Below are 25,247 nucleotides of genomic sequence, written 5' to 3'. Positions count from 1 at the left end.
CGTTCGCTGACTAAAAAATAAAGGGTATTTAAGCCGGGTTGATATAAAATGGTGATGGCAATCGGTGCGATCGCACATTGATGAAAAAATTAATCTTATTTACTCTATATCTGATTCCACTCCTGTTGTTAATCGGATTTGTAGCAAATTTTAGCGTTAACGTTCCCGTTGATGACGAGTGGAGGTTAGCTAGCCTTTTTGAAAAAATAGCTGCGGGAAATGTAACGTTTAACGATTTTTGGGCTTTGCACAGCAACCACCGCATACTTTTCCCTAAAATAATTATTGCGGTGCTGGCTTTTGCTTGCCGATGGAATATTAATTATCAGTTGTGTCTCAGCATAGGTTTGGCTGCGATAACTTTTATCGCTATGTACAAGTTATCCTCGATGCCAGTTAAGAATATCGCCGATGATCTGTGGCATTTAGCTAATATTTTAACTTGTATTTTGCTTTTCTCTCTAGTTCAGCACGAAAACTGGCTTTGGGGATTTCAATTAGCGTGGTTTTTCGTAAATTTGTGTTTTGTAACTGCGGTTTATGCGCTGGTTTCACCTCACAAATTAGTGCCTAATATTAGAATCTCTATTGCTGCTGTATTCTGCTTTTTTGCTAGTTTTTCGCTCGCTCAAGGTTTGCTATCTTGGTTGGCTGCGATTCCGGCTGTGGCGGCTTTGGAGGGAAATGCAGCACAGAAACGAAAAAGAGCGATCGCATGGATGCTGCTGTTTGCGACAACTTGTGCTGTTTACTCAATTGATTATCATCCGACTCGCAAAGCAAGTATTATTTCATTGTTGAATAAGCCGTTTGTGGTGATTGATTACTTTTTGAGTCTGTTGGGTTCGCCAATTGTGCGATCGCCTGGAATCTCGGCATTGGTAGGATTGGTAATATTTGCAAGCTTTGTATTTTTGGTAGTTTATTTTGGGAAAAAGATTGTATCAAGTTCGCTAGATTCATCTGTGAGTGCTAACTCTGAAAAGCAACCTCAAGTCCCGGCGAGTGCTTCGTCCCTCGCAATGACAGATAGGAATGATATTGCTGAGAACTATGAGGCTTTACCTTGGCTGTCAATAGGTTTATTTTCTGTTTTATCGGCTCTGTTTATTACGGCTGGTAGGGCGGAATTTGGGGCGATTCAGGCGATCGAATCGTCGAGATATACGACTAATTCGATTTTGCTGTTAATAGCTTTGGTTCAGCTAGGTCAATTGTTTGTCCGAGGTAAGATTGCTACCATAAATCGCACCTATAAATTTGTTTATCGGGTGTTAGCAGGGCTGTTAATTGGGATAATTATTGTTAACTCTCAACAGGCGATCGCCCAAACTAGATCCGCACTTCTTTACAAACAAGGCGCTCAAGATTGTTTGCAGTTAATTAACTATCTGGAACCCTCGGCTTTCTTCAATAATTCGCCGGAAAGCTGTTTGAGGGTGCTGAGCAAAAAAACTTGGCTGGTGAGAGAAGGCGCTGCAATTATCGATAAAATAGGTTGGCTCAAGTTCGCGAAAAATATAGAGTTTATTTCTAATATCGAGAAAGTGTACGGCTATTTAGACAAACCTCAAACCAGCAATAAATCCTTGACTGTTAAGCAAAATGATGCTGTCAAGGCTGCTGGTTGGGCGGTTTTGCCAGAAAAATTGCAACAGCCGAATATTGTACTGCTATCTCTGGGCGACAAAAAATCTTTTTTTGCTAACGCTTATGTAAATTTGGACAGTCCCGACATTGCTGAGAGTTTAAAATCTGAGTTATACAACAATGCAAGGTGGGCTGTTGATTTGCCGGATAATAATTTGCCGATCGCCCAAACTGAAATTAAAGCTTGGGTGTATAATCCTGTGGACAACCAGTTTGTCCAGTTGCGCGGAGGATGAGGAGTGAAAATTTCTGTGATTATACCAGCCCACAATGAGGAGGGCTGTTTGTACGGTACTGTGCGGGCGATCGCCCAGACGCTCGATTTAGAAGGCATTCTGCACGAAATTTTGATTGTGAATGACAACAGTGTCGATCGAACTATTGATATTTGCCAGGAGTTGTCAGAGACTTTTCCCACAGTTAGATACATCAACAATCAACCTCCGAATGGTTTCGGATTTGCCGTGCGCCGGGGTTTGGCAGAATTTGACGGAGATGCTGCAGCAATTGTGATGGCGGATGCTTCCGACGATCCGATGGATTTGGTAGCAGGATACCGCAAGCTGCAAGAAGGATATGATTGCGTTTTTGGTTCCCGCTTTATCAAAGGTGGCTTTGTGGTTGATTATCCAATTCACAAGTTAGCAATTAACCGCTTAGCAAACTGGTTTGTCAAAAGTATTTTCGGCTTGCGGTACAGCGATGTCACCAATGCTTTTAAAATTTACCGCAGAGAAGTGATTGAAGGCGTGCAACCGATTTTGAGCCATCATTTTAATTTGACAGTGGAACTGCCTTTAAAAGCAATCGTCCGGGGTTTTTCCTATACGGTGATTCCTCTGAGGTGGTACAATCGGACTGCTGGTATTTCTAAGCTGAAAATAAAAGAGATGGGCAGTCGGTATTTGTTTATTGTCTTGTATGTGTGGCTGGAAAAACATCTCTCTCGCGGCGACTACCACCGGACTAGAAAGATAGCAAAATTAAAAGTAAATGCCTGAGAGAATTTTAATTGTTGGTGGTGCGGGTTTCATCGGCAGTTGTTTGGCAATTGGCCTGAAGAAACTGCACCCGGAATGGCAAATAATTTGTTTGGATAACCTGCGTCGCCGGGGCTCGGAATTGAATCTGCCTCGGCTTAAAAGTTGCGGGATTCAGTTTGTTTACGGGGACATTCGTACAGCGGCGGATTTAGATCCAGTTGCACTGAATGCTGACTGCATTATAGATTGTGCTGCGGAGCCTTCTGTGTTGGCTGGTTTTAGTTCGCCTCAGTACGTTTTGCAGACGAATTTACTGGGCACTGTGAATGTTTTGGAGTTGGCGAGACAAACGGGTGCGAGTTTGCTGTTTTTGTCTACGAGTCGGGTTTATCCGATCGCCAGTGTCAAGTCTGTTAAACTGTTAGAGTTGCCGAATAGATTTGCGATCGCCCCTGAGCAAACTTTACCCGGTATATCCGAGTTGGGCATATCAGAAGACTTCCCTTTAAAAGGACACCGTTCGCTTTACGGAGCAACTAAATTAGCTTCGGAATTGCTGATTGAGGAGTACAGGGAAGCATACAATGTGCCGGCAATTATTAACCGCTGCGGGTTAATTACTGGTGCTTGGCAAATGGGTAAAGTCGATCAGGGAGTTTGCGGTTTGTGGGTGGCGGCTCACTATTTTCAAAAGTCGCTGAATTATATCGGTTTTCGCGGCAGTGGGAAGCAGGTTAGGGATTTACTGCACGTAGAAGATTTGTTGAGGTTAGTTAATTATCAGTTAGAACATTTTCCTGAATTTGATGGCGAAGTTTTTAATGTTGGCGGCGGTTTGAGCAACAGTCTTTCTTTGGTTGAGACAACTGATTTGTGCCAAAAGATTACGGGTAAATCGATTCCCATTCATCCTGTTTTGGAGGAACGCGCAGGGGATATTCCGATTTTTATTACTGATTCTTCTAGGGTGATGGAGAAAACAGGATGGCGGCCTGTTATTGGGCCCGAAGCAGCTTTGCAGGATATTTATAATTGGATTGCTGCTAATGAGGTGGTTTTAAGTTCCATTTTGTAGGGATTTTTTAACCGCCGATGCAGGGGGATCAACGCGGATCAGCGCAGATGTATCTCTCTGCCTGGAGATGACTGGGAATGCCTGTCATGAGGATCTGCCTCTATTGTTTTTTTTTGATGCTTTAACAAACATTTGACCTCCCAAAAACAGCCACAAAAAAGGCAATTTTAAGTAAACTTTTAAAAGCCAGGGCGATGCCGGTCTGCCTTTGGTCGAAAATGGCAAAAATCTGGGTATAATTAGGTCGATTTCAAAGCCGACGGTTTGTAAAAGTTCTTGCAGCGATAAGTGGGTAATCGGTAATTGATGATCGATAAAATCGTAATACTCTTTGAAAGAATATTTAAAATTTGGTTGAACAACTAAGAGAGAACCCCCTGGCTTAAGCGCCTCAAAGCAAAAGGAAATAATTTGGATGAGTTCTTCTTTAGTGCGGAGATGTTCAAAAAAGTTAGAAATAAATATTCTGTCAAATTCTTCGCTAAAAGCAGGTTTATCGCCACAACTCAAGACATCAATATTAAGCACATTCACATCAGGATTTGCAAATAACTTTGAATCTGGATTGAGGTCAATCAAACATTTTTTTTTCGCCCTAATTTGATTTATAAACTCGCAGTAACCGCCGCCAATATCTAAAATTGCTGATTCTGGAGGAACATAATTTTGTAAAAAATCGTCAATTAAAACTTTCCAGAGTGCCACCTTCGCTTGCATTTGTCGCGAATCAAAGCGGTTGGCATACAACTTTTTGAGATATGTGTCAGTTTTCATAGTAAAATAGCCTTGACTGAGTATGAGTTTATCACTTTCACAGCTAACTATGAATGTTATATCTACCGAAATACCGGAAGTTCTGATCATTGAGCCTAAAATTTTCGGAGACGATCGCGGTTTCTTTTTTGAGAGTTTCAATCACAAAGCTTTTGTCGAAAAAACAGGCGTGACGACCGAATTTGTTCAAGACAATCATTCCAAATCCTCTAAAAATGTGCTGCGCGGTTTGCACTACCAAATGCAGCAGCCTCAAGGAAAATTGCTGCGGGTAGTGGCTGGCGAAATCTTTGATGTAGCGGTGGATATTAGAAAAAGTTCGCCGACTTTTGGAAAGTGGGTGGGGTGTTTGGTGAGTGCAGAAAATAAACGGCAATTTTGGGTGCCTGCGGGATTTGCACACGGTTTTTTAGTGGTTTCGGAGACTGCTGAAGTTTTGTACAAAACGACAGATTATTATGCACCGGCCCACGAGCGGTGTATCCTGTGGAATGACCCCGATTTGGCGATCGACTGGCCGCTAGATGGTGCCCAACCAATCTTATCAGCTAAAGACCAAGCCGGACAAACCTTCAAAAAAGCTGAAGTTTTTTAACAATGAAAATTTTACTCGCAGGTGGCAGCGGACAGCTAGCTCAAGAATTGCAGCCGATTTTATTATCTTCGGGAGAGGTAATTGCGGTCGATCGCACTCGCCTCGACTTATCCCAACCCGAAAGCATCCGTCAAGCAATGGCTGAAATTCAACCGGATTTAGTCGTGAATGCGGGTGCTTACACTGCGGTAGACAAAGCAGAAAGCGAACCGGAATTAGCCAACGCAGTCAACGGTATTGCACCCGGAATTCTCGCAGAAGAATGCGAAAAACTGGGAGCAAGTTTGATGCACTTTTCTACTGATTATGTATTTGACGGTAGCCACGGTTCTGCTTACCTGGAAACAGATTCTACGAACCCGCTGGGAACTTACGGCAAATCTAAATTAGCAGGCGAGGAAGCAATTCGGAAAGCGGGAAACCGACATATTATTATTAGAACCGCGTGGGTTTACGGCAACGGTGGCAAAGGTAATTTTGTCAAAACCATGCTGAGGTTGGGAAAGGAAAGGGAAGAAATTCGAGTAGTAGCAGATCAGATCGGAAGCCCTACTTGGACGGGCGATTTAAGTGCGGCGACTTCGCAAATTATTCCTCTCCTTGGGTCAGAAAGTTTTGGGACTTACCACTACACTAACAGCGGTGTTTGTAGTTGGTACGATTTTGCGATCGCCATTTTTGAGGAAGCAGCACAACTCGGCTTTCCCCTAAAAATTCAGCGCGTAATTCCCATCACCACCGCCGAATATCCAACACCCGCAAAACGTCCGGCTTTTTCTGTCCTATCTACGGTAAAAATATCAGCACTCCTAGGCACGTATCCTCCCCACTGGCGGCAAGGGCTCAGACAAATGCTGGCAAGAGAAGTGAAATAAAAAATTGAGGAAAACTCAAAACGCGAGGGCGGGTTTTGCTCAGAAATCATCTGTTAGATGCAAAGTTTCTAGGCTAAACCCGCTCCTACTAATTAAAAATCTCCCCATGTCTGAATCCATGAAAATCAAGCAACAAGATGTTTTAATTGCCGCATCAGTTCTCGGCATTCTAATACCAGCGTCATATATTTTGTACTTGATATCCCAAGCGGGAGACTTGTCTAATTTTGATTATTGGTGGATGACCTGGAATTTTTATTCAGTAGACGGTTTCTCTACAAATCCTTTTAATTGGATATTTCGGGCGAACGAGCATTTTGTCTTGATTCCGGCAATTATTTATGGCTTGAATATAGTTGTCACCCAAGGTTCTAATATTGGTTTATGTTTAGTGGCCTGGTTCTTGGCTTGGATTCAGTGCCAGGTATTAATTGCTCTGCTTCCATTAAAGTTGAGGCGTTTTCCTCTGCAATTTATCTCACTACTTCTGTGCATTTCTATTTTTAATTTTACTCCGGCGGCGGCTCACAATTGGATGCGGGGATTCAGCGGCGTTCACTGGATAATTGCTAATTTATTTGTAATTTGTTCGATATTTTGTTTGCAATCCTATGTGACGCTTTTGTTAAATAAGAGGGAGGCGGAGCCTCTGGATCTTCATTCCCCGGCAGAGCCTGGTAACGAAGAAGGGAAACAAAATAAGTGGGTAATTGGCAGCATTATTTTTGGGATGTTAGGCTGTATTAGTTACAGCACTCCTTTAGCTTTGTGGCCGATATTGTGTGCTGCTGCTGTTGTGCTGCGGTTTCCTCGGCGAATAACTTATTTGTATTTCATTGCTTCGATTGCAGTGATTGGCATTTATTTTTTAACTTATAAAACTCCATCTCATCACCCTTCTTTAACTAAAATCAACCCGCTGAAAACTCTCGAATATATTCCCACTTATCTCGGCGGAATTTTTAGCGAAAATATTATTGTTGCTTCAATTATTGGTATAATTGGTTTGATTGCAGCGACGGGTTTTGTGGGTTATTGGTTATTTGTAAAAAAGGTCGATCGCCCGGATTGGGTTCCTTGGCTATCAATCCAACTTTACACGCTGCAAACGGCGTTAATGGCCGCGGTTAGTCGATCGGGATTTGGCGTCGAACAAGCCACCGCTTCCCGCTACGCCACACTCCCAGCTTTGTTTTGGATGAGCACAATTGTGCTGACAGTATTGTGGGTGCGCGAGTTGCAGCCAACACCAAGAATTCAAGGGCGTTGGCTGACACCGCTATTTGCAGTCGCCACAGTTGCGATTATTTTAATGTACGGGGTGGGAGGCGAAACTGCAATGGCGATCGCCCGCAGAGCCACCTATCAACCGTTAGTAGCATTATCACTGCAATTAGGCATCACCGACGTAACGCTAATTAAAGACCGCGTAGGCAACAAACCCGCCGCTTTTATCGGATTAATCGACGCCTTAAAAACTAACAATTTAGTGCCATTTAACCGAGACATCAAAAAACACAATTTCTGTGCAGCATTAGACACAAAAATAGACCCAAATTTACTGTCAGCGCCCAAAGACGGAGTACCCGGATATTTTGATACAGCCACCACACTAGCACCAACAGCAGCGAGAGTAATTGGCTGGGTAGGAGACCCCGAAAACAATGTAAAATGTATTGCCATTCTCAACCAAGAAAATGTCGTTCGAGGTTTTGCCATGTCAGGATTTCCGCGCCCTGATTTAGTTAAATTGTTTGGCCCTTCCTACGAATTCGCAGCTTGGAGAGGATACATTCAAACATCACCCACAGATAAATTATTGACAGCTTATGCTTCCTTTAAAAACCGCGAAGGTTGGGTAGCTTTGCGAAATTCCCAAGTTATCGATAAAAACTAAAAAACCTCTCTTTCTCCTCCTCGGCGCCCTCTGCGCCCTCTGCGGTTAATAAAAAAATCTCATTTACAACACAAATGAAATAGAATAGCCCTATGCCAAAACATCTCAGCTTCGTAATCCCCGTCCACAACGAAGAAGCCACCCTAAAATTACTGTTTGAAAAAATCCAACTTGTCATGTTCCAAACAGGAATTGACAGTTACGAAGTCATTTTCATAGATGACGGTAGCCGCGATTATTCGTGGCAAGAAATCGCAGATTTAGCCAGCCAACATCCCAAACTCATTAAAGCGATTAAACTCCGCCGCAACTTTGGCAAATCCGCCGCACTTTCAGCAGGATTTCGCAATGCAGCAGGCATAATTATCTTTACTCTCGATGCTGACCTTCAGGATGACCCCGCTGAAATTCCCAAATTTTTACATCATTTAGAATCGGGATTTGATTTAGTTTCCGGTTGGCGAAAACAGCGGAACGACCCCCTTTCTAAAACTTTACCTTCCAAGCTGTTTAATGCCGTTGCGTGTTTGCTGACTGGGGTGCAAATGCACGATATGAATTGCGGTTTTAAAGCTTACCGTAGGGAAGTTTTGCAGTCGATTAAATTGTACGGGGAATTGCACCGCTACATTCCAGCTTTAGCAAACAATTTAGGGTTTAAAATTGGGGAAGTAGTGGTGGAACATCATCCGCGAAAGCACGGAAAATCGAATTACGGCTGGGAACGTTATGCGCGGGGTTTTATTGATTTGTTGACGGTGTTAGCCACGACGCAGTATTTGCACAAACCGGGTCATTTGTTTGGAGGTTTGGGATTGTGTTTTGGCTTGGTTGGAACTGTTTCGCTGAGTTATTTGATAGTTATTTGGTTTCTGAATTTGGCGGGGATGAATTTTGGGCCGATCGGGAATCGACCTTTGTTATTTTTTGGGATTTTGTGTACAATTCTGTCAGTGCAGTTGATTTCTTTGGGGATTTTAGCTGAGTTGATGGCGCGGAATGTGGATGCTGATTATGTGGACAAGCAAATTAGCGAAATTATTGATGATTCGGGTTTTGATATTTAACCGCAGATCTGATTCGGCGGTTGAAACCGCTTCTATACAAACAAAGTCGGCGCAACGCCAGACTGAATAAATCTCTCATGTTTTCAAGAATAGCATTATCTAATTTTAAACAGTATCCATTTGCCTTCTTGCTCTACTATTTCTCCGTCAATATTTGGGTGCCAATCGCTGCGAGTCAGGATATAATCGGCATGATATTTTCTGGCTACTTTAACTAAATCTGCACTGCTGCGTCGGATAAAAAAGTCATTTCCTCCCCAAATCATTTGCGGGTTTAAGGGAACCCCTAAAACAGCTTCCATGCGATTTTGCCATTCTTTGATGCCTTTTTCGGTAAAGGGAAAGTTCTTGAAGTTGACGACAATCGCTCTGTCGGAGAAAAACTGGAAGCTGGTAACTGAGGGTGGAACTAATACGAGTACATCGCGGCTGCTAATTTGCGAAAAACGCACAGCTAATCTGCTTAAGTCGTCCCTGGGAACGGCATTGATATTAACTCTTGTTTGAAATACATTTAATATAGGTTTGGGCAGCATTGCTGCTATTCCAAAAACTAAGGTGGCAGTAGTTATTAAGGCTAATGTGTGAGTTATAGCCTGTTTGATAGATGTCGCTAGGGAGGTTTCTTCTAAAATGAATGGGAAGGCGAGGATTGAGAAAAGGACGGGAATGCTAATTATTCGCTCGCCCATTATTTCCCATGAATCAGTCAGCGGATATATCAAGCTGAAAATTACCGTTCCTACTGCTAAAATCCACAAGAATATATTATATCGTTTGGGAAATATGTAATTTTTTGTTTGCCAAACTGAGAATCCTAAGAAAATGATACCTCTAAAAGGCAAAGTTAGTACAGCTAAGAGCAACAAGCTAACAGCTATTTGTTTGTCTCTGTAAAGTCGCTCTACCGTCAGAGCAACAGCAATAAATATAATTAATTGAGCAAAAGGTACAGTCCTAGCTAACTGTAGTTTGGCGATAAAAGCCAGCGGGTAAAATTCTACAAATATGTAATTTAGAAACAGTGCGAAAATTGAGGTGCCAACAATCACATAAAAATTAACCTTGTCTTCTTTTGGCAATAAATCGGAATTTTTGATGCACAGCAAGCCACCCATTATGAAACATATAAAGTTGAACCAATTCCCGACATCCCAATTTGACGGGAGGATGTGGTGGGGGTTGCGAACTTTCGCGTGAATGTAGACAAACTCGGCGTTGTCTATAGCGTGAGTGCTGGTAGTACCTGTTAATAACATCGGTACGTAAACGATACTTGCCATTGCTGCTAAAAGTGCGATCGCCAAAATCAGTGTTTTAAACTTCCGCTGTTTTACAGATTGAATTACCAAAACGGGAACCATCATCAATCCTGGCAACAAACCAACTAAAAATTGCAGCAGACAACCCAGTCCAAAAAAGAAATATCCGGTCAGCCATTTCTGGCGCAAACTAAAGTAAATTCCCCAGATGGCGAAACCCATTGCGAAGGTACTGGGTACTGATTTTGTGGAAAATATCAGGGTGTTACCAACATCTGTAAATGAAGCCGCTATACATAAAAAAGCCATCGCTGCTGCAGGCAGTTTGGAATTAGTATAGATATTGAGAATTGCGTAGCAAGCTACGATAAATGAACCGAAGGCTAGGAATTGATAAATAAAGTGCGCTAGGGGAATGCTTGTTCCTAAGTTGGCGAGCAAATAGATAATATAATAATAGTAATATCTCGGATTAAACTTAACCATTTCCTGAACGTAATAGTCATTTTTGTACAGTTCAGGATTTAACATAAATTGAATGGGCGGCACTTCTGGGAAGTTGCCTCCAATCGGGAAAAGATAGCCTGTAGCCATCAGGGAACCGATGATGACAAAAGTATACAGAGATAGATTAAAATACCAGTGGCATTTTTGATGTTTTTGCATTGACGGTTCAACTTACCTACTGACAGCCAAATTGTTAATCTCCAGTCGGCATTGGTTTGTTAAATCCTGTTTGCTGCTACTCAATACCTCAAGCAGCAGATAAATGGGATTTTTGCCCTCAACTAATAGATTTAAGTCGCTCGCATTTTTTTGACTATAAGCCATCTCTGCTGAGTCTACTAATTTACCTTGCTTGTCCCACAAAGTCAAGCGCAGGGCAATTCCCGGACATTGTTTGTTAGGTAAATTGAGTTTGCCGGTAACTTTCGCTTTGTCTGAGATGGAACCTAAATACAGGAAAGATGTATCGAGTTTATTGCTATTTTTAATTGGATGAGTTACAATATTATATAGGTTATTCGATTCTTGACTGACTGAATAATTAGCACTTGTGTAGATTGATTGAGGCAAACTAACCCAATCTAACTGCGTGCCCGGCCGATCGACTATTTGCCGCTGCATCGCCTCAAGAGTCCTAACTGCCGTTGCTGTATCAGTCGGCCGCACCCTCCGGTAAACGCTGACTGTCACGCCGTTTTCTAGCTTAAACTGTTCCGGTAGCACTTGGAAATCGCGGGCAATTTCCCAGTTTTGAGTAAAGGCATCGTACACAACTTTAACAACATCTTGTTCGTGCGATCGCAAAACTTGTTCGTCAGTCGGTAACACCTGCTGAAAAGGTGTAGCAACCACCGCATATTGTGACTGCAACAACTCGGGTAGCGGGTAAGTATCGCGCGAGTCAATTTGCGGCCTCCCGATTGTATTTAATTTCCACCAACCCTCCGGCGGATTTAATTTGCGGTTGGCTTGTCTGAGGATATTAGCATTAAAATGGTTAGAAGCACCGGCAATATAAATCGGTTCTTCATTCGGTGCTAATTTTCGCAGAAACTCTACTAATTTTACAACTTCGTCGTAGTCCGATCGCACTAACGGCGGAAAATTACCCACAAACAGTCTTGACACATCAATTTTGAGAGGAATTAACCCAACTGCGGCATTCACAACCAGGTACAAACCCGCCGCGCCCAGCATGAAATACCGGACTTTTCCCTTGAGTGTCAGCCAAGTTGTCCAGAAAAATGTGGATAGTCCTAAAAGTGCGATCGGTGTAAGATGAATTGTATAGTGCAAGTAGCCGTAACGCAAAACTAACAGCCATTCAATCAGCGACAAAACCCCAAACAACGAAACAAAAATAGCCGCCGCCGGAACCAGGATTCGGGTGAGAATTCCCGCAGAAAAACCAATCATTACCAGCAGCCAAGTTCCCAAACCGTAAAAATCCGCATAACGAGTTAAAATATCACTTACAGGCAAACTCCAAGCGACATACAAATTGCGGTAGTCAACCGTCAGAGCACTGCGAGTAAAATCTCCCGCTACCCACATTAAAATAGTCAAGCTAGTTGCAGCTATTAAACCCAATTTTACACCGGATTCAAACAAGCATCTGTAGGGAAACGGCACTGCCGCGTCCTTGTCTTTTGGAGACGAAAACGTCGTTTCGTTACGGTATATTAGTACAATAAACTCGGTGAAAGCCTGTAAAGTCGCTGCACTAAAAAATGCGATCGCACTATAAGCAAAATGGCGCCGCAACAGAATCGCCGCCGCCAGCAAAAACCCAATCAACGGGATGTTCCACCAAGATTTTAGCTTAACATCCTGCAAATAAACCAAAATTGCCAAGGCTACAAACACACAGCCGCCAGTATCCAGATATCCCCGCAGAGTCGGTATCCAACTCATCGGAATCAATAAACTCAGCAGCACAGTTGACCAAAACACCCGGCGGGAATAAACTGGAATTAGCTTTGCAGAAATTGCCCCCAGCAACAGGCGAAACGGCAGCACATAAATCAGGGATACGCTGAGAATGTAACTCAGGCGAGACTCGCCAAATAAGAGAATAAACGGCACTAACGGCAGAGAAATTAACAGGTTTTTTTCCTTAGATAGCGATTCTATAATTCCGCGCCATGCTTTATCTGGCGAGTCTCGAAATAAATTTGCCGTGTTGACTGTAGCGGTATTGTATCCCGCGTAATCCCACCAATAAAAAGTATGTTCGCTGGATACATAGATTGATGTTACTGCAACTGTTACAAGAACAAGTAAAAACAGAAAAAAGCCATCAATCAAACTCTTGCGAGGCAATTTAAAAGAAACAAAATCCAATAATCCCATCACTCTCGCAACCCTAAATAACTTATAAACTTCTTCTTTCTCTCTTCCTTCGCGCCCTTTGCGCCTTCGCGGTTCGTTAACTTACCTTAAAACAGTACTTTGCAAAAAACCTTCCAACTTTTCTGCATATTGCCGATTCGCGATCGCACTTGGATGAATGTCATGAGGTAAATTATTATTGGCAGGTATTTTCAAATCAACCGAAATATCCGCCGTAGCAATTCCCTCCTGACTTAATTCCTCCAACATCTTAGCAGAACCGGCATTAATTCCCGCAACAACTAACTTAACACTGTTAGCCTCAGCCACACGGTTAAATTCTTCAATAATTGCCTTAGAAACCTCATGGCTTCTATACAATCCCTCTTCAAATTGATTGTAATTAACCTCCAAAAAATGGCTTAATGCAGAAACCCGCATCAGCGGGAACTCGCGATATTCAAGTTTTGCCATGCTGTAGGTAAAATTATTTTCTCCATTCAGCCTAGCATCGGGCTGAAATAGAATACCGAGTTTATTCCAAGCAGCCATTTGCTTTCTTCTCGCCCTTAACAAAGTATTGCGGCGGTCGTGAAATCCCGCATAAGCAATCACCGCAACTTTGGGTTTATTTCCTTGTTTGAGTGCTGCTTTGAATTGAATCAACGAGTGCAGCGTGCCGTAGCCGTTTACGCCAAAATTAACTGTTTCATATTTGGGTAATTTCTCTTGCACCAACCAAGCATAAGTTTCGCTGTCATTCAATGACCAACCGTAGGTAAAAGAACAGCCGAATATCCAAATCTCAGGTTTTTTTGACGATAATAAATTGTAAGTATTGAGGGGATGTGTTATTCTTAAACTATTATTGAGATGAGTTGTATTAAATGAGTAATTACCGTTAAGTGTAACCTTGAATTTACCCGGCAAATGCTTGTAGCCGAGTTCCGAGTCCTTGGTAAAAAAGTTACCTTTGGGTTCTACGGCAACATCAACATTTTCTATTTGCCAGGGTTTGTATCCCGCAACTCGCAAGACAATTTCAGCCGTGGTGGTAGATAAAAAAATAGGAAAAATTAGATATGTTATTAATTGAAAAATAGAGGTTTTAATAAAGTTTTTTTTCATAATTTAACGTAGGGGCGGGTTTTACAAACAATATTTGAGGTTCACAAACAATTTAGATAAACCCGCCCCCACACAGCCGATAATCTAGATTAACCTGATGTTCAAGATACTCCAAAAAAATGTAGATTCCGATTATTCGTTGGGCGGGGGCGGGTTTATTATATTGTTGGTCTTACGCCGATATTGTTTGTAAAACCCGCCCCTACAATGGTCTGTAGGGGCGGATTTTACAAACTATCTATGTCTATCTAAAACACACAATCTCGTAAACCCGCCCAACCGAGCGATTAATTTCTAATAACCAGGCTCCTCCTCGTACTCAGGAGTCTTAGTCTTCTCAGGGATATTCACCCGAGGAGCCTGGTAAGGCTTCGGTGCCTCATCGTCAGCCCAAGCATCGGCCTCCACATCATCCTCGTACTCGTACTCGACCACAGGCGCCTTCGGGCGAGAACTCTCAGAGCGAGTGTACTGTGGCTTCGCCTCGTACTCCTCTTCGTAATCGTCCTCCTCGCCGCCCCAATTATCCTCTTCGTAATCCTCGTAATTGTCGATAATCGGCTCAGGCTGCGCCGCGCGCATCGGCTGGCGCACCGCAGGCCGATTCCACTGCGAATCCTCATCCCAAGGAACTTCCTCAACCGCAGGCGCGGCTACCCGGCTCCGCATTTCCGGTGCAGGTATCCGCACGCCCGGGCCCAATTGATTTCCCGTAGCCACGGGTTTCGGATAATAACCTGCCTCGTCCTCTTCCCGTTCCCAAGGTGCTTGACCCAAACCGACGCGCTCCAGCAAACCCACACTAAGCTGCCTGAGCCTTTCCTCGGAACCTTCAAACACAATCAAGCGATTCGGGCCGCTGCTGACAATTTCTTCAATCCCCAACTCGTAAGTGCTGAGAACTTGGTCGGGGATTTGGGGGATTCCCAGGGAAGCGATAATTATAGAAACTAACTTACCGTCTTCGGGGTCGAACCTAAAGCCCCGCACCCTACCTAAAAGTTCGCCGGTTTCGGTAATAACTTCGCTGTTAATCAAAATGCTGTAGGCTTCAACATCAACATCATCTTCGATCGCGCTCTCATCTTCCACCAATAACACGTCGCCGATTTCGCTGACATTGCTGAGGAACATAAACTTCGGCATTCCAGCGACCGCAAATATATTATCTCGCAGACCGATCGCCACAACTTCCCGCCGATCAATGTCCACCCACAATTGACTAACCACCCCCAAGCGTTTACCTCTGTCGCGGGTGATGACCTGAGTGCCGAGAATGTCGGAGCGTTGGCAAATTTGTTCGGATGTCATTGTAACTTTAATCCTGATTTATTAAGTACATATATCACTCAACACGATCATTAACAGAGACTCCGGGACTACAACTTCAGTCCTATGACTTGAGTATAAGCTCCCCGCGCTTGAGTAACACCAATTGTACGCTCAGCCGATTGAATCATAGGTCGCCGCAAACTCACAACAATAAACTGCGCTTGTTCCGACTGTCGCTTTATCATTCTAGCCAATCGCTCCACATTTGCCCCATCCAGAAACATATCCACTTCATCAAAAGCGTAAAACGTAGACGGGCGGTAGCGTTGCAGCGCAAAAATAAAACTCAGCGCCGTCAACGACTTTTCGCCTCCAGACATGGAAGCCAGCCGCTGTACGGGTTTGCCCTTCGGGTGAGCCACCAAATTCAAGCCACTGCTGAAGGGGTCTTCCTGGTCATCTAGCTGGAGATAGCCATCGCCTTCGGAAAGTTCCGCAAAGATAGTCTGGAAGTTCTCGTTAACCGCGTCGAAAGCTTCTTTAAAAGCGCGCCGCCTGAGTGTTGTAAAATTTTCGATTCTCAACAGCAGTTCAGTGCGTTCTCCTTCCAATGTCGTCAATTTTTGACTTAATTCTTGAAGGCGTTCTTGAGTGCGGTTGTACTCTTCCAAGGCTAGCATATTGACCGGTTCTAAAGCTTGAATGCGTTTGGCGATCGCCTTTACTTCCTGCTGCAATTCCGTCAAATTGGCTTTCTCGACATTTTCAGGAATCGACGGCACTGGATCGGGCATTTCCGCCCGCTGCGCTTCCAATAGAGTGCGGACTGCGCTCAATTGTTCCCGGCGTTCTTGCTGGGTTTCGTGGAGTTTTTGCAACTGCCATTGTAACTGCTGTTTGGCTAAATGCTTCTCTCGCAGTTGAGATTCCGCCCGATCGCGCTCTCCCTTTTCCACGCCCAATTTTTCCTCAATTTCCCCCAAAGCCGCCTTAGCTTCCGCAATTTGCCGATCGAGTTCTAACTGCTGCGAAACAATGCGATCGAGTGCATCCGCCCCCGCGTTTTGCTGCACTTGCCATTCCTGCAATTTCTCGCTGCCTTCCTTAATTTTGTCTTCCAAACGCCCGAATTGATTTTCCAAGTCTACAAGGCGCTGCTGGACGTTTCTCAGAGCCACTTCTCGCTCTTGGAGCTGCGCTTCTAGAGCCCGCAAACTCGATTGCATTTGCTGCCATTCGCTGTGACTGTTGGACTCTTCCAACTGCGCCAAAGTTTGGCGGTATTGCTGCAATTGAGTTTCCTGTGCGGGCAATTCTCCCTCCAGCAACTGCAATCTCGATCGCGAATTAGTTAATTCCTGTGTATTTTTCGCAATTTGCGATCGCACTTGTTCCTGTTGCGCTTGCAAATTCTTAATTTCTGAATCCAACTGTTCCAATCGCAACTGATTTTCGCGTAAACTCTGTTTTGCTTCCATCAATTCTTGGCTACGAGTTTTGACTGAAATAGACGCGCGCTCGATCGCAATTTTGCACCGTTCCAAAATCCGCTCAATTTCCTCCAACCTTTCTTGCAAAAAGGCGATCGTCCGCGCTTCACTAGCAGCCTCACTAGCCTCAACCGTGCCAAAATGCAAGGTAGATCTATTACTAGAACTTCCCCCAGTCATCGCCCCGCTAGTTTCCAAAATTTCTCCGTCCAAAGTGACAATCCGGTACTGTCCCAAATAGCGGCGGGCGTCGCTGAGGTTGCTAAACACAACCGTACTGCCAAAAACGTAAGCAAAAATTTCCTGATACCGCGAATCGCAATCAATCAAATTAACAGCCGCATCCACAAACCCAGCCGCGCGCCGCAAATTTTCATTCACCGAATACCTGCCGCCCCTAATCTTATTCAAAGGCAAAAACGTCATCCTTCCCGCCCGTTTTTGTTTCAACAATTCGATCGCAGCAGCAGCCACGCTGTCATCTTCCACCACCATATTTCCCATGCGCCCGCCCGCCGCTATTTCCAGCGCCAACTGATAGCGCGGTTCCACCCTGCCCAGTTGAGCCACCAAGCCGCAAACTCCGCCAATTCCGCTTTGCGCGACAATTTTTGCAGTAAACGTTCCCGTCGCTTCTTGCAGTGCTTGAAACTGCACTTCTAGTTTGTCTAATTTGCGCTGTCTTTCGCGCTGTTCTTCCAACAAACGAGTTTGAGTTTCCTGTTGCAGTTGCAATTCTTGTTCGGCTTCGACCAAAATCTGAGTCAGCGATTCTACTTGCAAAGATGCAACGCCTTTGGTTTCCACAAGGCGAGATTGCTGCTCTTTTTTCGCTGCAATTTCCTGTTCCAATACTTGCAGCGATTGGTTTTGTTCTTGAATTTGACTTTGCAGGCGATCGGCTCTTTCTCCGATAGTAGCTTGTTCTGTACGCTGCGGTTCCAAAGTTTGTTGAATTGTTTCAATTTGGCGGTGCAGTTCCGTTTGCTGCTGTACCCACACTTCGGCCGTCGAGGCGATCGCATTTGCAATTTCCCGATTTTCATCTAAACTTTGCTGGGCTGCATCTCGCTGTTCCTGCGAAGTTCCTATTTGAGACTTAACATAAGATATTTCAATCTCTATTTGCTCCAAACTTTGGCGGAATTGGCGAACTTCTTCCTCTGTTTGTGCTATGTTAGCCGCCATTTGCCCAGCAGTTTTTTCCAAATCCTGTTTGCGGTTTTGCAGTTGCCGCCGTTCGGCTTCCTGAGTGGCAATCGTCGCTTGCAAAGCCAACAATTCCGACTCTCCCAAAGCTTTAACGCGGGCATTCAGCGCGTCAAGTTCGGCGGTTGCTTCTTGAATTTGGGTACTAATTGCTTGCAGTTGTTCGGTGAGAGATGCAGAAGTGCGATCGCCCGTTTCGATTTGTTCTCGCAGCTTCCATTCTTGCTGCTGCAATTGGCGGAATTTCAGCACAATTTCCCACTGCGACTTTTCTTGAAATTCAGCCCGCAGCTTTTGATATTTTTCCGCTTTTGTGCGATCGGAAGCCAGTCTATCCCGCTGAGAAATCAGCTCTTTTTCTACAATCCTGCTGCGTTCTTCCACCTCTTTAACTTCATCCAACTTCTGCCTAGCTAAAGAGATTTTGCGATCGAACTGAGCCACACCAGCCAATTCGTCAATGATTTCTCTGCGTTCCTTAGAATTCATCGAAATAATGCTGGTAACGTCTCCTTGCAGGACGACGTTATAGCCTTCGGGATAAATTCGCAAGCGGTTGAGTTGTTCGTGAAGTTGAGTCAGGGTGCAAGGTTGGCCGTTAATGTAATAAGTTGAAGTGTAAGTACCTTGACGAGTTACCCGAAGTTTGCGCGTCACACTCCACTCATCCGATTTTGGATTTTCGATTTTGGATTTTGGATTGGTAGCGAGTAGTTGTCCGTTGTTGTCTTGAGTTGCTGCGATTTCTATCTCTTCGACTTCTTCAACAGATAACTCTTCCGATTTTCGATTTTCGATTTTTGATTTTTGATTGACAGGAGATGATTGACCGTTGTTGTCTTGAGTTTCGGCAATTTCTATCCCTTCGACTTCCTCTGCTTCAACAGATAACTCATCTGCTGCATTTTCCTCCTCATCTTCATCCCGCGCGAACCATTCCTCCCCGACATCTTCCAGGGCAAAAGTCGCAGTCACGCTAGCTTCGATCGTACCGCGTTTGTTTTGGGCGCTGTTCACCAAATCCGGCAAACGTTCAGCCCGCATTCCCTTAGAACTCGAAAGTCCGAGACAAAACAGCAAAGCGTCGAGGATGTTGGACTTCCCAGAACCGTTGGGCCCGGAAACCACAGTAAAACCGGGCAGCACGGGAATGGCCGTCGTGCCGCCAAAAGATTTAAAGTTAGTCAGTTCGATCCGCTTAATGTGAACCATATGCTAGGAGTAGCTTTGGCTCTAGGTTGTTGTCACAGGGTAGCACAGGCAATGGGGCGATCGACAATGTGTTAACTTTCTAGCATTGTCGATCGAACAGATATCTTACACGTTTGTCAACAACCGAGTCGCATTTTACTTCAAAAGCTCGTTGACAAAAGTACAATATCTCCGCTCCGAGCGAGCGCTACAAATGAACGTAAATTTTGATACAAATAACTCCATGAGACTCGATCGATATTATTTGTGGGTTAAAACCTGAAAGCCTTGACCCGAGAGGATTACAGTAAATATAATTCCCGCAGTTCCAAATGTTACCCCTAGACATATAAAAACTTTCCGGTAAAATCGAACCAAAATTAATAATGTATAAAGTAACGAAGCGCATTATGGAGGGCAAACCCATTACACCAGCTCAGAACTCATCTAACCTGCCAGCTTCCCCTGAAAGCGACGAACAACAAGTATTACAAATTTGGGGTCGCCAGCCCCTTAAAGGACATATCAAAATCAGCGGCGCCAAAAACTCGGCCTTAGTAGTCATGGCAGGAGCCTTGCTCTGCCCAGAGGATTGCCGTCTCCGCAACGTTCCCGGTCTAGTCGATGTCGCCCGCATGGGGCAAATTCTCTCGGCTGTAGGAGTCAAATTACAGCAAAACGGGGACGTTTTAGACATCAACGCCAGCAACCTCATAGACGCTCAAGCCCCCTACGAATTAGTCAGCCAACTGCGGGCGAGCTTCTTCATCATCGGGCCGCTGCTAGCGCGTTTGGGATTTGCCAAAGTGCCCTTGCCCGGTGGGTGCGCCATCGGTGCCCGACCCGTTGAACTCCACGTTCGCGGTCTGCAAGCCCTCGGTGCCGAAGTCCACATCGACCACGGCACCGTTCACGCTTACGTCAAAGGGCCAAACCGCCGCCTGAAAGGAGCCAAAATTTATTTGGACTACCCCAGCGTCGGCGCAACTGAAACTTTGATGATGGCGGCGACTCTGGCGGAAGGAGAAACCATAATTGAAAATGCGGCTCAAGAGCCGGAAGTCGCAGATTTGGCGAATTTCTGCCGCGCCATGGGAGCAAAAATTCAAGGCGCCGGCACGAATACGATCGTCATTTCGGGAGTGCCCAAGCTGCACGCGGTAGACTATTCAATTATTCCCGATCGCATTGAAGCCGGAACATTTTTAGTAGCCGGAGCTATCACTCACTCGGAAATCAGTTTGTCGCCGGTAATTCCCGACCACCTGACCGCAGTCATTGCCAAATTGCAGACAATTGGGGCAAAAATTATTGCAGAATCCCCCGACATTTTGCGGATAGTTCCCGGCCAAACTCACTCGGCCACAGACATCGAAACTCTGCCTTATCCCGGTTTCCCCACAGATATGCAAGCTCAGTTTATGGCCTTGCTGACGCTGAGCGAAGGCGACAGCTTGATCAAAGAAACCGTGTTTGAGAATCGCTTGCGCCACGTAGCAGAGCTCAACCGCATGGGCGCAGACATTCGCCTTAAAGGCAATGTAGCGATTGTGCGGGGAGTGTCGCGGCTGTCGGGCGCGCCTGTCGTGGCAACAGATTTGCGGGCTTCGGCGGCGTTAGTGCTAGCGGGACTTGCAGCCGATGGTGTCACCACCATCAGCAGCTTGCAGCACTTAGACCGCGGCTATGAGCAGTTAGAGGTGAAACTGCAAAAATTGGGAGCTAAGTTGCGGCGCGTCAAAGAGGGTACAGACCCGGCGACTGCTGAGGCTCCTGTCAATCCCGTGCGATCGGGTTTAAAGTAGTCAGAAGGAAGAAGGAAGAAGGAAGAAGGAAGAAGGAAGAGGAAAAAAGGAAGAAGCAAAAGAATTCTCCATGCCCAATTCCCCAGGCCCCATGCCCAATTCCCAATTCCCAATTCCCCATTCCCAACTGACTAAAATGTCGAACATACCGCTCATCGGTTTAAAAGCAGACCAGTTTCGCCACCCGCTAGACTTGGAAGCTACCAGCACTCTCAAACAACTGCCCGGCCTGGATTTGATCGTCCGGCAGTTGTTGGGACAACTTGGCGAACAGTTTTTTATGCTGGAAAATCTGGCTTCCAGCGTCCAAGTCGGCGAAAATCAATTGCCCCACCTGCATCAATTGCTGTTGGATGCCTGCAAAACTCTGGATTTGGAAGCGCCGCAGCTTTATGTCCGCCAGCATCCGATGCCAAATGCTTACACCTTTGCGATGCGGGGAAAACAGCCTTTTGTGGTGATGCACACTTCTCTGATTGATTTGCTTACAGACGAGGAAGTTAAGGCAGTAATTGCTCACGAGTTGGGTCATTTGAAGTGCGATCACGGAGTTTACCTGACTCTGGCTAATTTAATTGTGTTGGCCGCGGGCCAAATTTCGCCTGTGGGAACCGTGCTCGCGCAGGGTTTGCAGGCGCAAATGTTGGAATGGTTGCGGTGTGCGGAATTTACGTGCGATCGCGCCGCCTTGCTCGCCACCCAAGACCCAAAAGTGGTAGCATCCCTGTTGATGAAACTGGCCGGAGGTTCGCCGACTTTAGCTCCCAAACTGAATGTCGATGCGTTTTTGGCGCAGGCGCGGGCCTATGACGACCTCAGCAGCACTCAACTCGGAGATATGCTCAAACAAGCTCAGACGGCTCAGTTGTCCCATCCTGTACCAGTATTGCGCGCCAGAGAGATCGATCGCTGGGCAAGTTCAAAAGATTATGAATCTTTGCTTGCAGGAAATCGATCTGTGTGTTATGATGGTGAAACCCAAAAGGGCGGGTGGCGAAATTGGTAGACGCATCAGACTCAAAATCTGACACCGAAAGGTATGAGAGTTCGATTCTCTCCCCGCCCACTGCTAAAAAAGCTAGTGATGTATTAATAAAGAACTGTGTGCTAGGTAGCCCAGTAGCTCCAAGTGCATATCTCATCACTTGATCTCCCCCTTGCTGGTGGCTGTGGTTGGTAGCCGAGTATTTTCCGAACTTCAGTTGAAATAACTCATGACCAACCGCACTATTACTTTCATCTGCTTTTTTATGTAATAAAAACAGAAAGAGATGAGTAATCAGGCAAGCAATATACCTTCTTTGGATTTAGCTATCGTTCCAGGCACAGTTTATATCCAAGATTGTGTCTGGAATCAGTTAAGTAAACTGTATAATCTTGATTTAGCCACAGGTAAAGCAACATTCATCGGTGAGATCATTACAGAAGTGTATGATATTGCCTTTGTTGATTCACAACTCTATGGCATCGATCGAGTACGAGCTCGATAAAATGCTCGTTGCTGCTGACTTCGCACCACTGAAAGATGAGAAAGATGTATCCGCTCAATAATTCGGGGCAGACTACCCACTCAGGAACGATTTTGCGTCATTTGAGGTGCATCGTTGAGCGATTTACCCCGGATTATTGAGCGGATACAGAAAGATGTTACGCTTTATTACTAAAAAAAAAATTATCTACCCTTCTAGATAGACTAATAGTCATCCTTGGAGCTGTCAAACTTGCGACCAATTCTAGCAGATGCTGAGTTGATCGGCACTAAGGGAAATACCGTCATCAGCAACCTCGATTATGATTTCTTAACTGTTTGGCAAAACAAGTCTAATAGCAGATATCACATTAAGTGATTACCAAAAACTGAATGTAGACGAGTTTTTGGCGCAGGCGCGAGCCTACGACGACCTCAGCACCACTCAACTCGGAGATATGCTCAAACAAGCTCAGACGGCTCAGTTGTCGCATCCTGTACCAGTATTGCGCGCCAGAGAGAGCGATCGCTGGGCAAGTTCAAAAGATTATGAATTTTTGCTTGCAGGAAATCGATCCGTGTGTTATTAGGGTGAAACCAACACAAAGGGCGGGTGGCGAAATTGGTAGACGCATCAGACTCAAAATCTGACACCGAAAGGTATGAGAGTTCGATTCTCTCCCCGCCCACTGCGAGGAAAGTTAGGGATGTCTTAATAAAGCGCTCTGTGCTCAATAGCCAAGCAGCTCCAACTGCATCTATCATCACTTTATCTCGCACTCGCTGGTGGCTGTCGTTGCTAGCCGAGTATTTTCCCAAAATCAGTTGAAATAACTGATGACCAACCGCACTGTTACTTTCATCTGCTTTTTTATGTAATAAAAACAGAACAAGATGAGTAATCAGGCAAGCAATATATCTTCTTTGGATTTAGCTATGGTTCCAGGGACAGTGTATATCCAAGATTGTGTCTCAAATCAGTTAAGTAAACTGTATACTCTTGATTTAGCCACAGGTAAAGCAACATTCATCGGTGAGATCATTACAGAAGCGTATGATATTGCCTTTGTTGATTCACAACTCTATGGCATTGAGCAAGAAGGCGGCACAACGCAGCTCGTTAAAATTGACATCAAAACGGGCGATACGATTGTGATTGGGGATACGGGCTTTGCTACAGCCGGCTTGGCTTATAATGCCCAACGTCAAACCCTTTATGCCACAACAGCTAAACAACTGATTGCCCTGGATATCAAAACAGGAAAAGGTACACCAGTAGCTACCGTAGCTAATAAAGACTACAATTGTGGCGAAGTTGCCTTTGATAGCAATGGCATAGCATATATCACATTAATTGGCTACGAAAAGAAGAAATTACTTGCTAGATGCAATCTCGATACTAGCGAAGTTAAAACTATTGGTGATACCGGATTTCCTGGTATTGGCAGTATGGAATTTGTTGGCAATGTCCTTTATGGCGTTACTGGCAGATTTTTTAACTTGGGAAAAGACGGTCAATTAATCCGCATTAATACCCAGACAGGTAAAGGCACATTAGTGGCTCAAACCAAGCCTAGCGGTCGTTGGGCAGGAATTGCGGTTTATCAACCAGCAGCAGAAGTGAGCGAAACCATCACTTCAAAAGTTAACACAGAAGCTACACAGGCTGCACAAACAACTACTAAAACTCGTGAGGAAACTATGCAACTGTTAACGATTGATACAAAAGAAAACTGTTACGTTATCAATACCGCTCAGATGAATAGCTTGCAACAAAATGTTGCTAAGTCTCTGACATTAGACAAAGGAACTTTTGACATCCAAATTACCAGTGGTAGCTACAGTTATAGTGCCGACAATACCGTCGGTGAGCCTTTTGTTTTTCTCTGGATTTATGGACTTGATGGCAGTACCTTTATCAACACAAAGACAGGTGTTGAGACAGGTGGAACTTGGGCCACTTTAAACGGCTATAACGACAAATTGCAGTTAGATATCAAAGAAAAAGCTGTAGTCTGTGCTTTATTCTTTGATACCTATAGTGCTGATAATCAAGGAGAAGTCACTGTTTCCATCACGGGCAATCAACAGTTTAATACCCAAACTTTAACCGTTGATAGTAAGAAAAACTGCTATTCGCTTGATGGCAATTATCTCTCAACTCTTAAAAAAGCCAATGCTAATTCTATCGAGTTAGCAGCAGGGAACTATCGCGTCAAGATTCGGGAAAGCAATGCCACTTATGGAGCAGAAGCCAAAAATTTCCAATTAGAACCTTGGGCGTTACTGTGGATTCAAGGGGGAAAATTTATCTCCAAGTTGACAGAAATTGAACTTAGCGAAAGTTGGTGTTCCTTAAATGGCTTCAAAGATGAAGTTATTTTTGAAGTCAAACAAAAAACAACCCTCTCCGGCTTCTTTTTTGATACATACATAGAAGATAACGAAGGGCAAGTTGTTTTAGAAATCAACAACATCAGTGATGTAGAATTAGACCAAGAAAAGGCCAAACAAAAACCTGGTACGGGCAGCAGCGGAAGCACTGTTAGTGTAGTGGGTGGTGGTAGCACAAGTAGCTCTGGTGGTACAATTAGCTCTGGTGGTACAATTAGCTCTGGTGGTACAATTAGCTCTGGTGGTACAATTAGCTCTGGTGGTACAATTAGCT

Annotated in this window: 17 protein-coding genes, 2 tRNA genes and 1 pseudogene; 14 read left to right on the top strand and 6 right to left on the bottom strand. The window is 44.7% G+C overall.

Going from position 1 to position 25,247, the window contains the following annotated elements; all coding sequences use genetic code 11:
• Positions 1-80: 80 nt before the first annotated feature.
• From QUB14_RS12235 to QUB14_RS12225, 3 genes are read left to right on the top strand one after another with little or no spacing between them, the layout of a single operon-like run.
• Positions 81-1,886 (top strand): hypothetical protein, encoded by a 1,806-nt coding sequence (locus QUB14_RS12235; protein ID WP_333217240.1) that lies wholly within the window; start codon positions 81-83, stop codon positions 1,884-1,886.
• Between the two features lie 3 nt (positions 1,887-1,889).
• Complete coding sequence (locus QUB14_RS12230) at positions 1,890-2,651, top strand: glycosyltransferase family 2 protein (protein ID WP_333217239.1); 762 nt, start codon at positions 1,890-1,892, stop codon at positions 2,649-2,651.
• A complete protein-coding gene (locus QUB14_RS12225; protein WP_333217238.1) occupies positions 2,644-3,708 on the top strand; it encodes an NAD-dependent epimerase/dehydratase family protein in 1,065 nt (354 codons plus the stop codon). The genes QUB14_RS12230 and QUB14_RS12225 overlap by 8 nt, the downstream gene beginning before the upstream one ends.
• An 84-nt stretch (positions 3,709-3,792) precedes the next feature.
• Here the strand turns inward: QUB14_RS12225 and QUB14_RS12220 are convergent, their stop codons facing one another.
• Positions 3,793-4,482 carry a methyltransferase domain-containing protein gene (locus QUB14_RS12220; RefSeq protein ID WP_333217237.1) on the bottom strand — a complete coding sequence of 230 codons (690 nt, stop codon included), beginning with the start codon at positions 4,480-4,482 and terminating at the stop codon, positions 3,793-3,795.
• 49 nt (positions 4,483-4,531) lie between these two features.
• Between QUB14_RS12220 and rfbC the strand changes: the two genes are divergently transcribed.
• The 4 genes from rfbC to QUB14_RS12200 all read left to right on the top strand — a co-directional run bounded on the left by rfbC (position 4,532) and on the right by QUB14_RS12200 (position 8,916).
• A complete protein-coding gene (rfbC, locus tag QUB14_RS12215) occupies positions 4,532-5,077 on the top strand; it encodes a dTDP-4-dehydrorhamnose 3,5-epimerase (RefSeq protein ID WP_333217236.1) in 546 nt (181 codons plus the stop codon).
• A gap of 2 nt (positions 5,078-5,079) precedes the next feature.
• On the top strand, positions 5,080-5,952 hold the full coding sequence (rfbD, locus tag QUB14_RS12210) for a dTDP-4-dehydrorhamnose reductase (protein WP_333217235.1): 873 nt from the start codon (positions 5,080-5,082) through the stop codon (positions 5,950-5,952).
• A 106-nt stretch (positions 5,953-6,058) separates the two neighbouring features.
• Positions 6,059-7,849 carry a hypothetical protein gene (locus tag QUB14_RS12205; protein WP_333217234.1) on the top strand — a complete coding sequence of 597 codons (1,791 nt, stop codon included), beginning with the start codon at positions 6,059-6,061 and terminating at the stop codon, positions 7,847-7,849.
• A 92-nt stretch (positions 7,850-7,941) separates the two neighbouring features.
• Positions 7,942-8,916 carry a glycosyltransferase family 2 protein gene (locus QUB14_RS12200; RefSeq protein ID WP_333217233.1) on the top strand — a complete coding sequence of 325 codons (975 nt, stop codon included), beginning with the start codon at positions 7,942-7,944 and terminating at the stop codon, positions 8,914-8,916.
• 95 nt (positions 8,917-9,011) lie between these two features.
• Here the strand turns inward: QUB14_RS12200 and QUB14_RS12195 are convergent, their stop codons facing one another.
• The 5 genes from QUB14_RS12195 to smc all read right to left on the bottom strand — a co-directional run bounded on the left by QUB14_RS12195 (position 9,012) and on the right by smc (position 19,327).
• On the bottom strand, positions 9,012-10,844 hold the full coding sequence (locus QUB14_RS12195) for a DUF6798 domain-containing protein (protein WP_333217232.1): 1,833 nt from the start codon (positions 10,842-10,844) through the stop codon (positions 9,012-9,014).
• Positions 10,845-10,856: 12 nt separating this feature from the next.
• Complete coding sequence (locus QUB14_RS12190) at positions 10,857-13,037, bottom strand: hypothetical protein (protein WP_333217231.1); 2,181 nt, start codon at positions 13,035-13,037, stop codon at positions 10,857-10,859.
• 81 nt (positions 13,038-13,118) lie between these two features.
• Complete coding sequence (locus tag QUB14_RS12185; protein ID WP_333217230.1) at positions 13,119-14,144, bottom strand: SGNH/GDSL hydrolase family protein; 1,026 nt, start codon at positions 14,142-14,144, stop codon at positions 13,119-13,121.
• Between the two features lie 294 nt (positions 14,145-14,438).
• Positions 14,439-15,455 (bottom strand): PRC-barrel domain-containing protein, encoded by a 1,017-nt coding sequence (locus QUB14_RS12180; RefSeq protein ID WP_333217229.1) that lies wholly within the window; start codon positions 15,453-15,455, stop codon positions 14,439-14,441.
• Between the two features lie 68 nt (positions 15,456-15,523).
• Positions 15,524-19,327 (bottom strand): chromosome segregation protein SMC, encoded by a 3,804-nt coding sequence (gene smc / locus QUB14_RS12175; RefSeq protein ID WP_333217228.1) that lies wholly within the window; start codon positions 19,325-19,327, stop codon positions 15,524-15,526.
• Between the two features lie 365 nt (positions 19,328-19,692).
• Here smc and murA point away from each other — a divergent pair, with 365 nt between their 5' ends.
• The 7 genes and pseudogenes from murA to QUB14_RS12140 form a co-directional block, all read left to right on the top strand.
• Positions 19,693-21,111, top strand: a complete 1,419-nt coding sequence (gene murA / locus QUB14_RS12170; protein ID WP_333217227.1) for a UDP-N-acetylglucosamine 1-carboxyvinyltransferase — start codon at positions 19,693-19,695, stop codon at positions 21,109-21,111.
• 136 nt (positions 21,112-21,247) lie between these two features.
• Positions 21,248-22,117, top strand: a complete 870-nt coding sequence (locus tag QUB14_RS12165; protein WP_333217264.1) for a M48 family metallopeptidase — start codon at positions 21,248-21,250, stop codon at positions 22,115-22,117.
• A tRNA-Leu gene (locus QUB14_RS12160) sits at positions 22,096-22,177 on the top strand. The genes QUB14_RS12165 and QUB14_RS12160 overlap by 22 nt, the downstream gene beginning before the upstream one ends.
• A gap of 205 nt (positions 22,178-22,382) precedes the next feature.
• Positions 22,383-22,601 carry a hypothetical protein gene (locus QUB14_RS12155; RefSeq protein WP_333217226.1) on the top strand — a complete coding sequence of 73 codons (219 nt, stop codon included), beginning with the start codon at positions 22,383-22,385 and terminating at the stop codon, positions 22,599-22,601.
• A gap of 385 nt (positions 22,602-22,986) precedes the next feature.
• Positions 22,987-23,169 (top strand): hypothetical protein, encoded by a 183-nt coding sequence (locus QUB14_RS12150; protein ID WP_333217225.1) that lies wholly within the window; start codon positions 22,987-22,989, stop codon positions 23,167-23,169.
• A 17-nt stretch (positions 23,170-23,186) separates the two neighbouring features.
• Positions 23,187-23,268: transfer RNA gene (locus QUB14_RS12145), tRNA-Leu, on the top strand.
• Positions 23,269-23,473: 205 nt separating this feature from the next.
• A pseudogene (locus QUB14_RS12140) lies at positions 23,474-25,247 on the top strand (hypothetical protein); the annotation flags it as partial.

Source organism: Microcoleus sp. B3-D2 (assembly GCF_036705345.1).
In the GTDB taxonomy this organism is placed as follows: Bacteria; Cyanobacteriota; Cyanobacteriia; order Cyanobacteriales; family Microcoleaceae; genus Microcoleus.
This window is presented reverse-complemented; position numbering and strand designations above follow the sequence as displayed.

What these genes read in the sequence shown, in the direction of transcription:
- QUB14_RS12185 (WP_333217230.1), bottom strand. Translation starts at nt 14,144, where the DNA reads ATGAAAAAAAACTTTATTAAAACCTCTATTTTTCAATTAATAACATAT.
- murA (WP_333217227.1), top strand. Translation starts at nt 19,693, where the DNA reads ATGTATAAAGTAACGAAGCGCATTATGGAGGGCAAACCCATTACACCA.
- QUB14_RS12180 (WP_333217229.1), bottom strand. Translation starts at nt 15,455, where the DNA reads ATGACATCCGAACAAATTTGCCAACGCTCCGACATTCTCGGCACTCAG.
- rfbC (WP_333217236.1), top strand. Translation starts at nt 4,532, where the DNA reads ATGAATGTTATATCTACCGAAATACCGGAAGTTCTGATCATTGAGCCT.
- QUB14_RS12200 (WP_333217233.1), top strand. Translation starts at nt 7,942, where the DNA reads ATGCCAAAACATCTCAGCTTCGTAATCCCCGTCCACAACGAAGAAGCC.
- smc (WP_333217228.1), bottom strand. Translation starts at nt 19,327, where the DNA reads ATGGTTCACATTAAGCGGATCGAACTGACTAACTTTAAATCTTTTGGC.
- QUB14_RS12165 (WP_333217264.1), top strand. Translation starts at nt 21,248, where the DNA reads ATGTCGAACATACCGCTCATCGGTTTAAAAGCAGACCAGTTTCGCCAC.
- QUB14_RS12190 (WP_333217231.1), bottom strand. Translation starts at nt 13,037, where the DNA reads ATGGGATTATTGGATTTTGTTTCTTTTAAATTGCCTCGCAAGAGTTTG.
- QUB14_RS12235 (WP_333217240.1), top strand. Translation starts at nt 81, where the DNA reads ATGAAAAAATTAATCTTATTTACTCTATATCTGATTCCACTCCTGTTG.
- rfbD (WP_333217235.1), top strand. Translation starts at nt 5,080, where the DNA reads ATGAAAATTTTACTCGCAGGTGGCAGCGGACAGCTAGCTCAAGAATTG.
- QUB14_RS12205 (WP_333217234.1), top strand. Translation starts at nt 6,059, where the DNA reads ATGTCTGAATCCATGAAAATCAAGCAACAAGATGTTTTAATTGCCGCA.
- QUB14_RS12195 (WP_333217232.1), bottom strand. Translation starts at nt 10,844, where the DNA reads ATGCAAAAACATCAAAAATGCCACTGGTATTTTAATCTATCTCTGTAT.
- QUB14_RS12155 (WP_333217226.1), top strand. Translation starts at nt 22,383, where the DNA reads ATGAGTAATCAGGCAAGCAATATACCTTCTTTGGATTTAGCTATCGTT.
- QUB14_RS12220 (WP_333217237.1), bottom strand. Translation starts at nt 4,482, where the DNA reads ATGAAAACTGACACATATCTCAAAAAGTTGTATGCCAACCGCTTTGAT.
- QUB14_RS12225 (WP_333217238.1), top strand. Translation starts at nt 2,644, where the DNA reads ATGCCTGAGAGAATTTTAATTGTTGGTGGTGCGGGTTTCATCGGCAGT.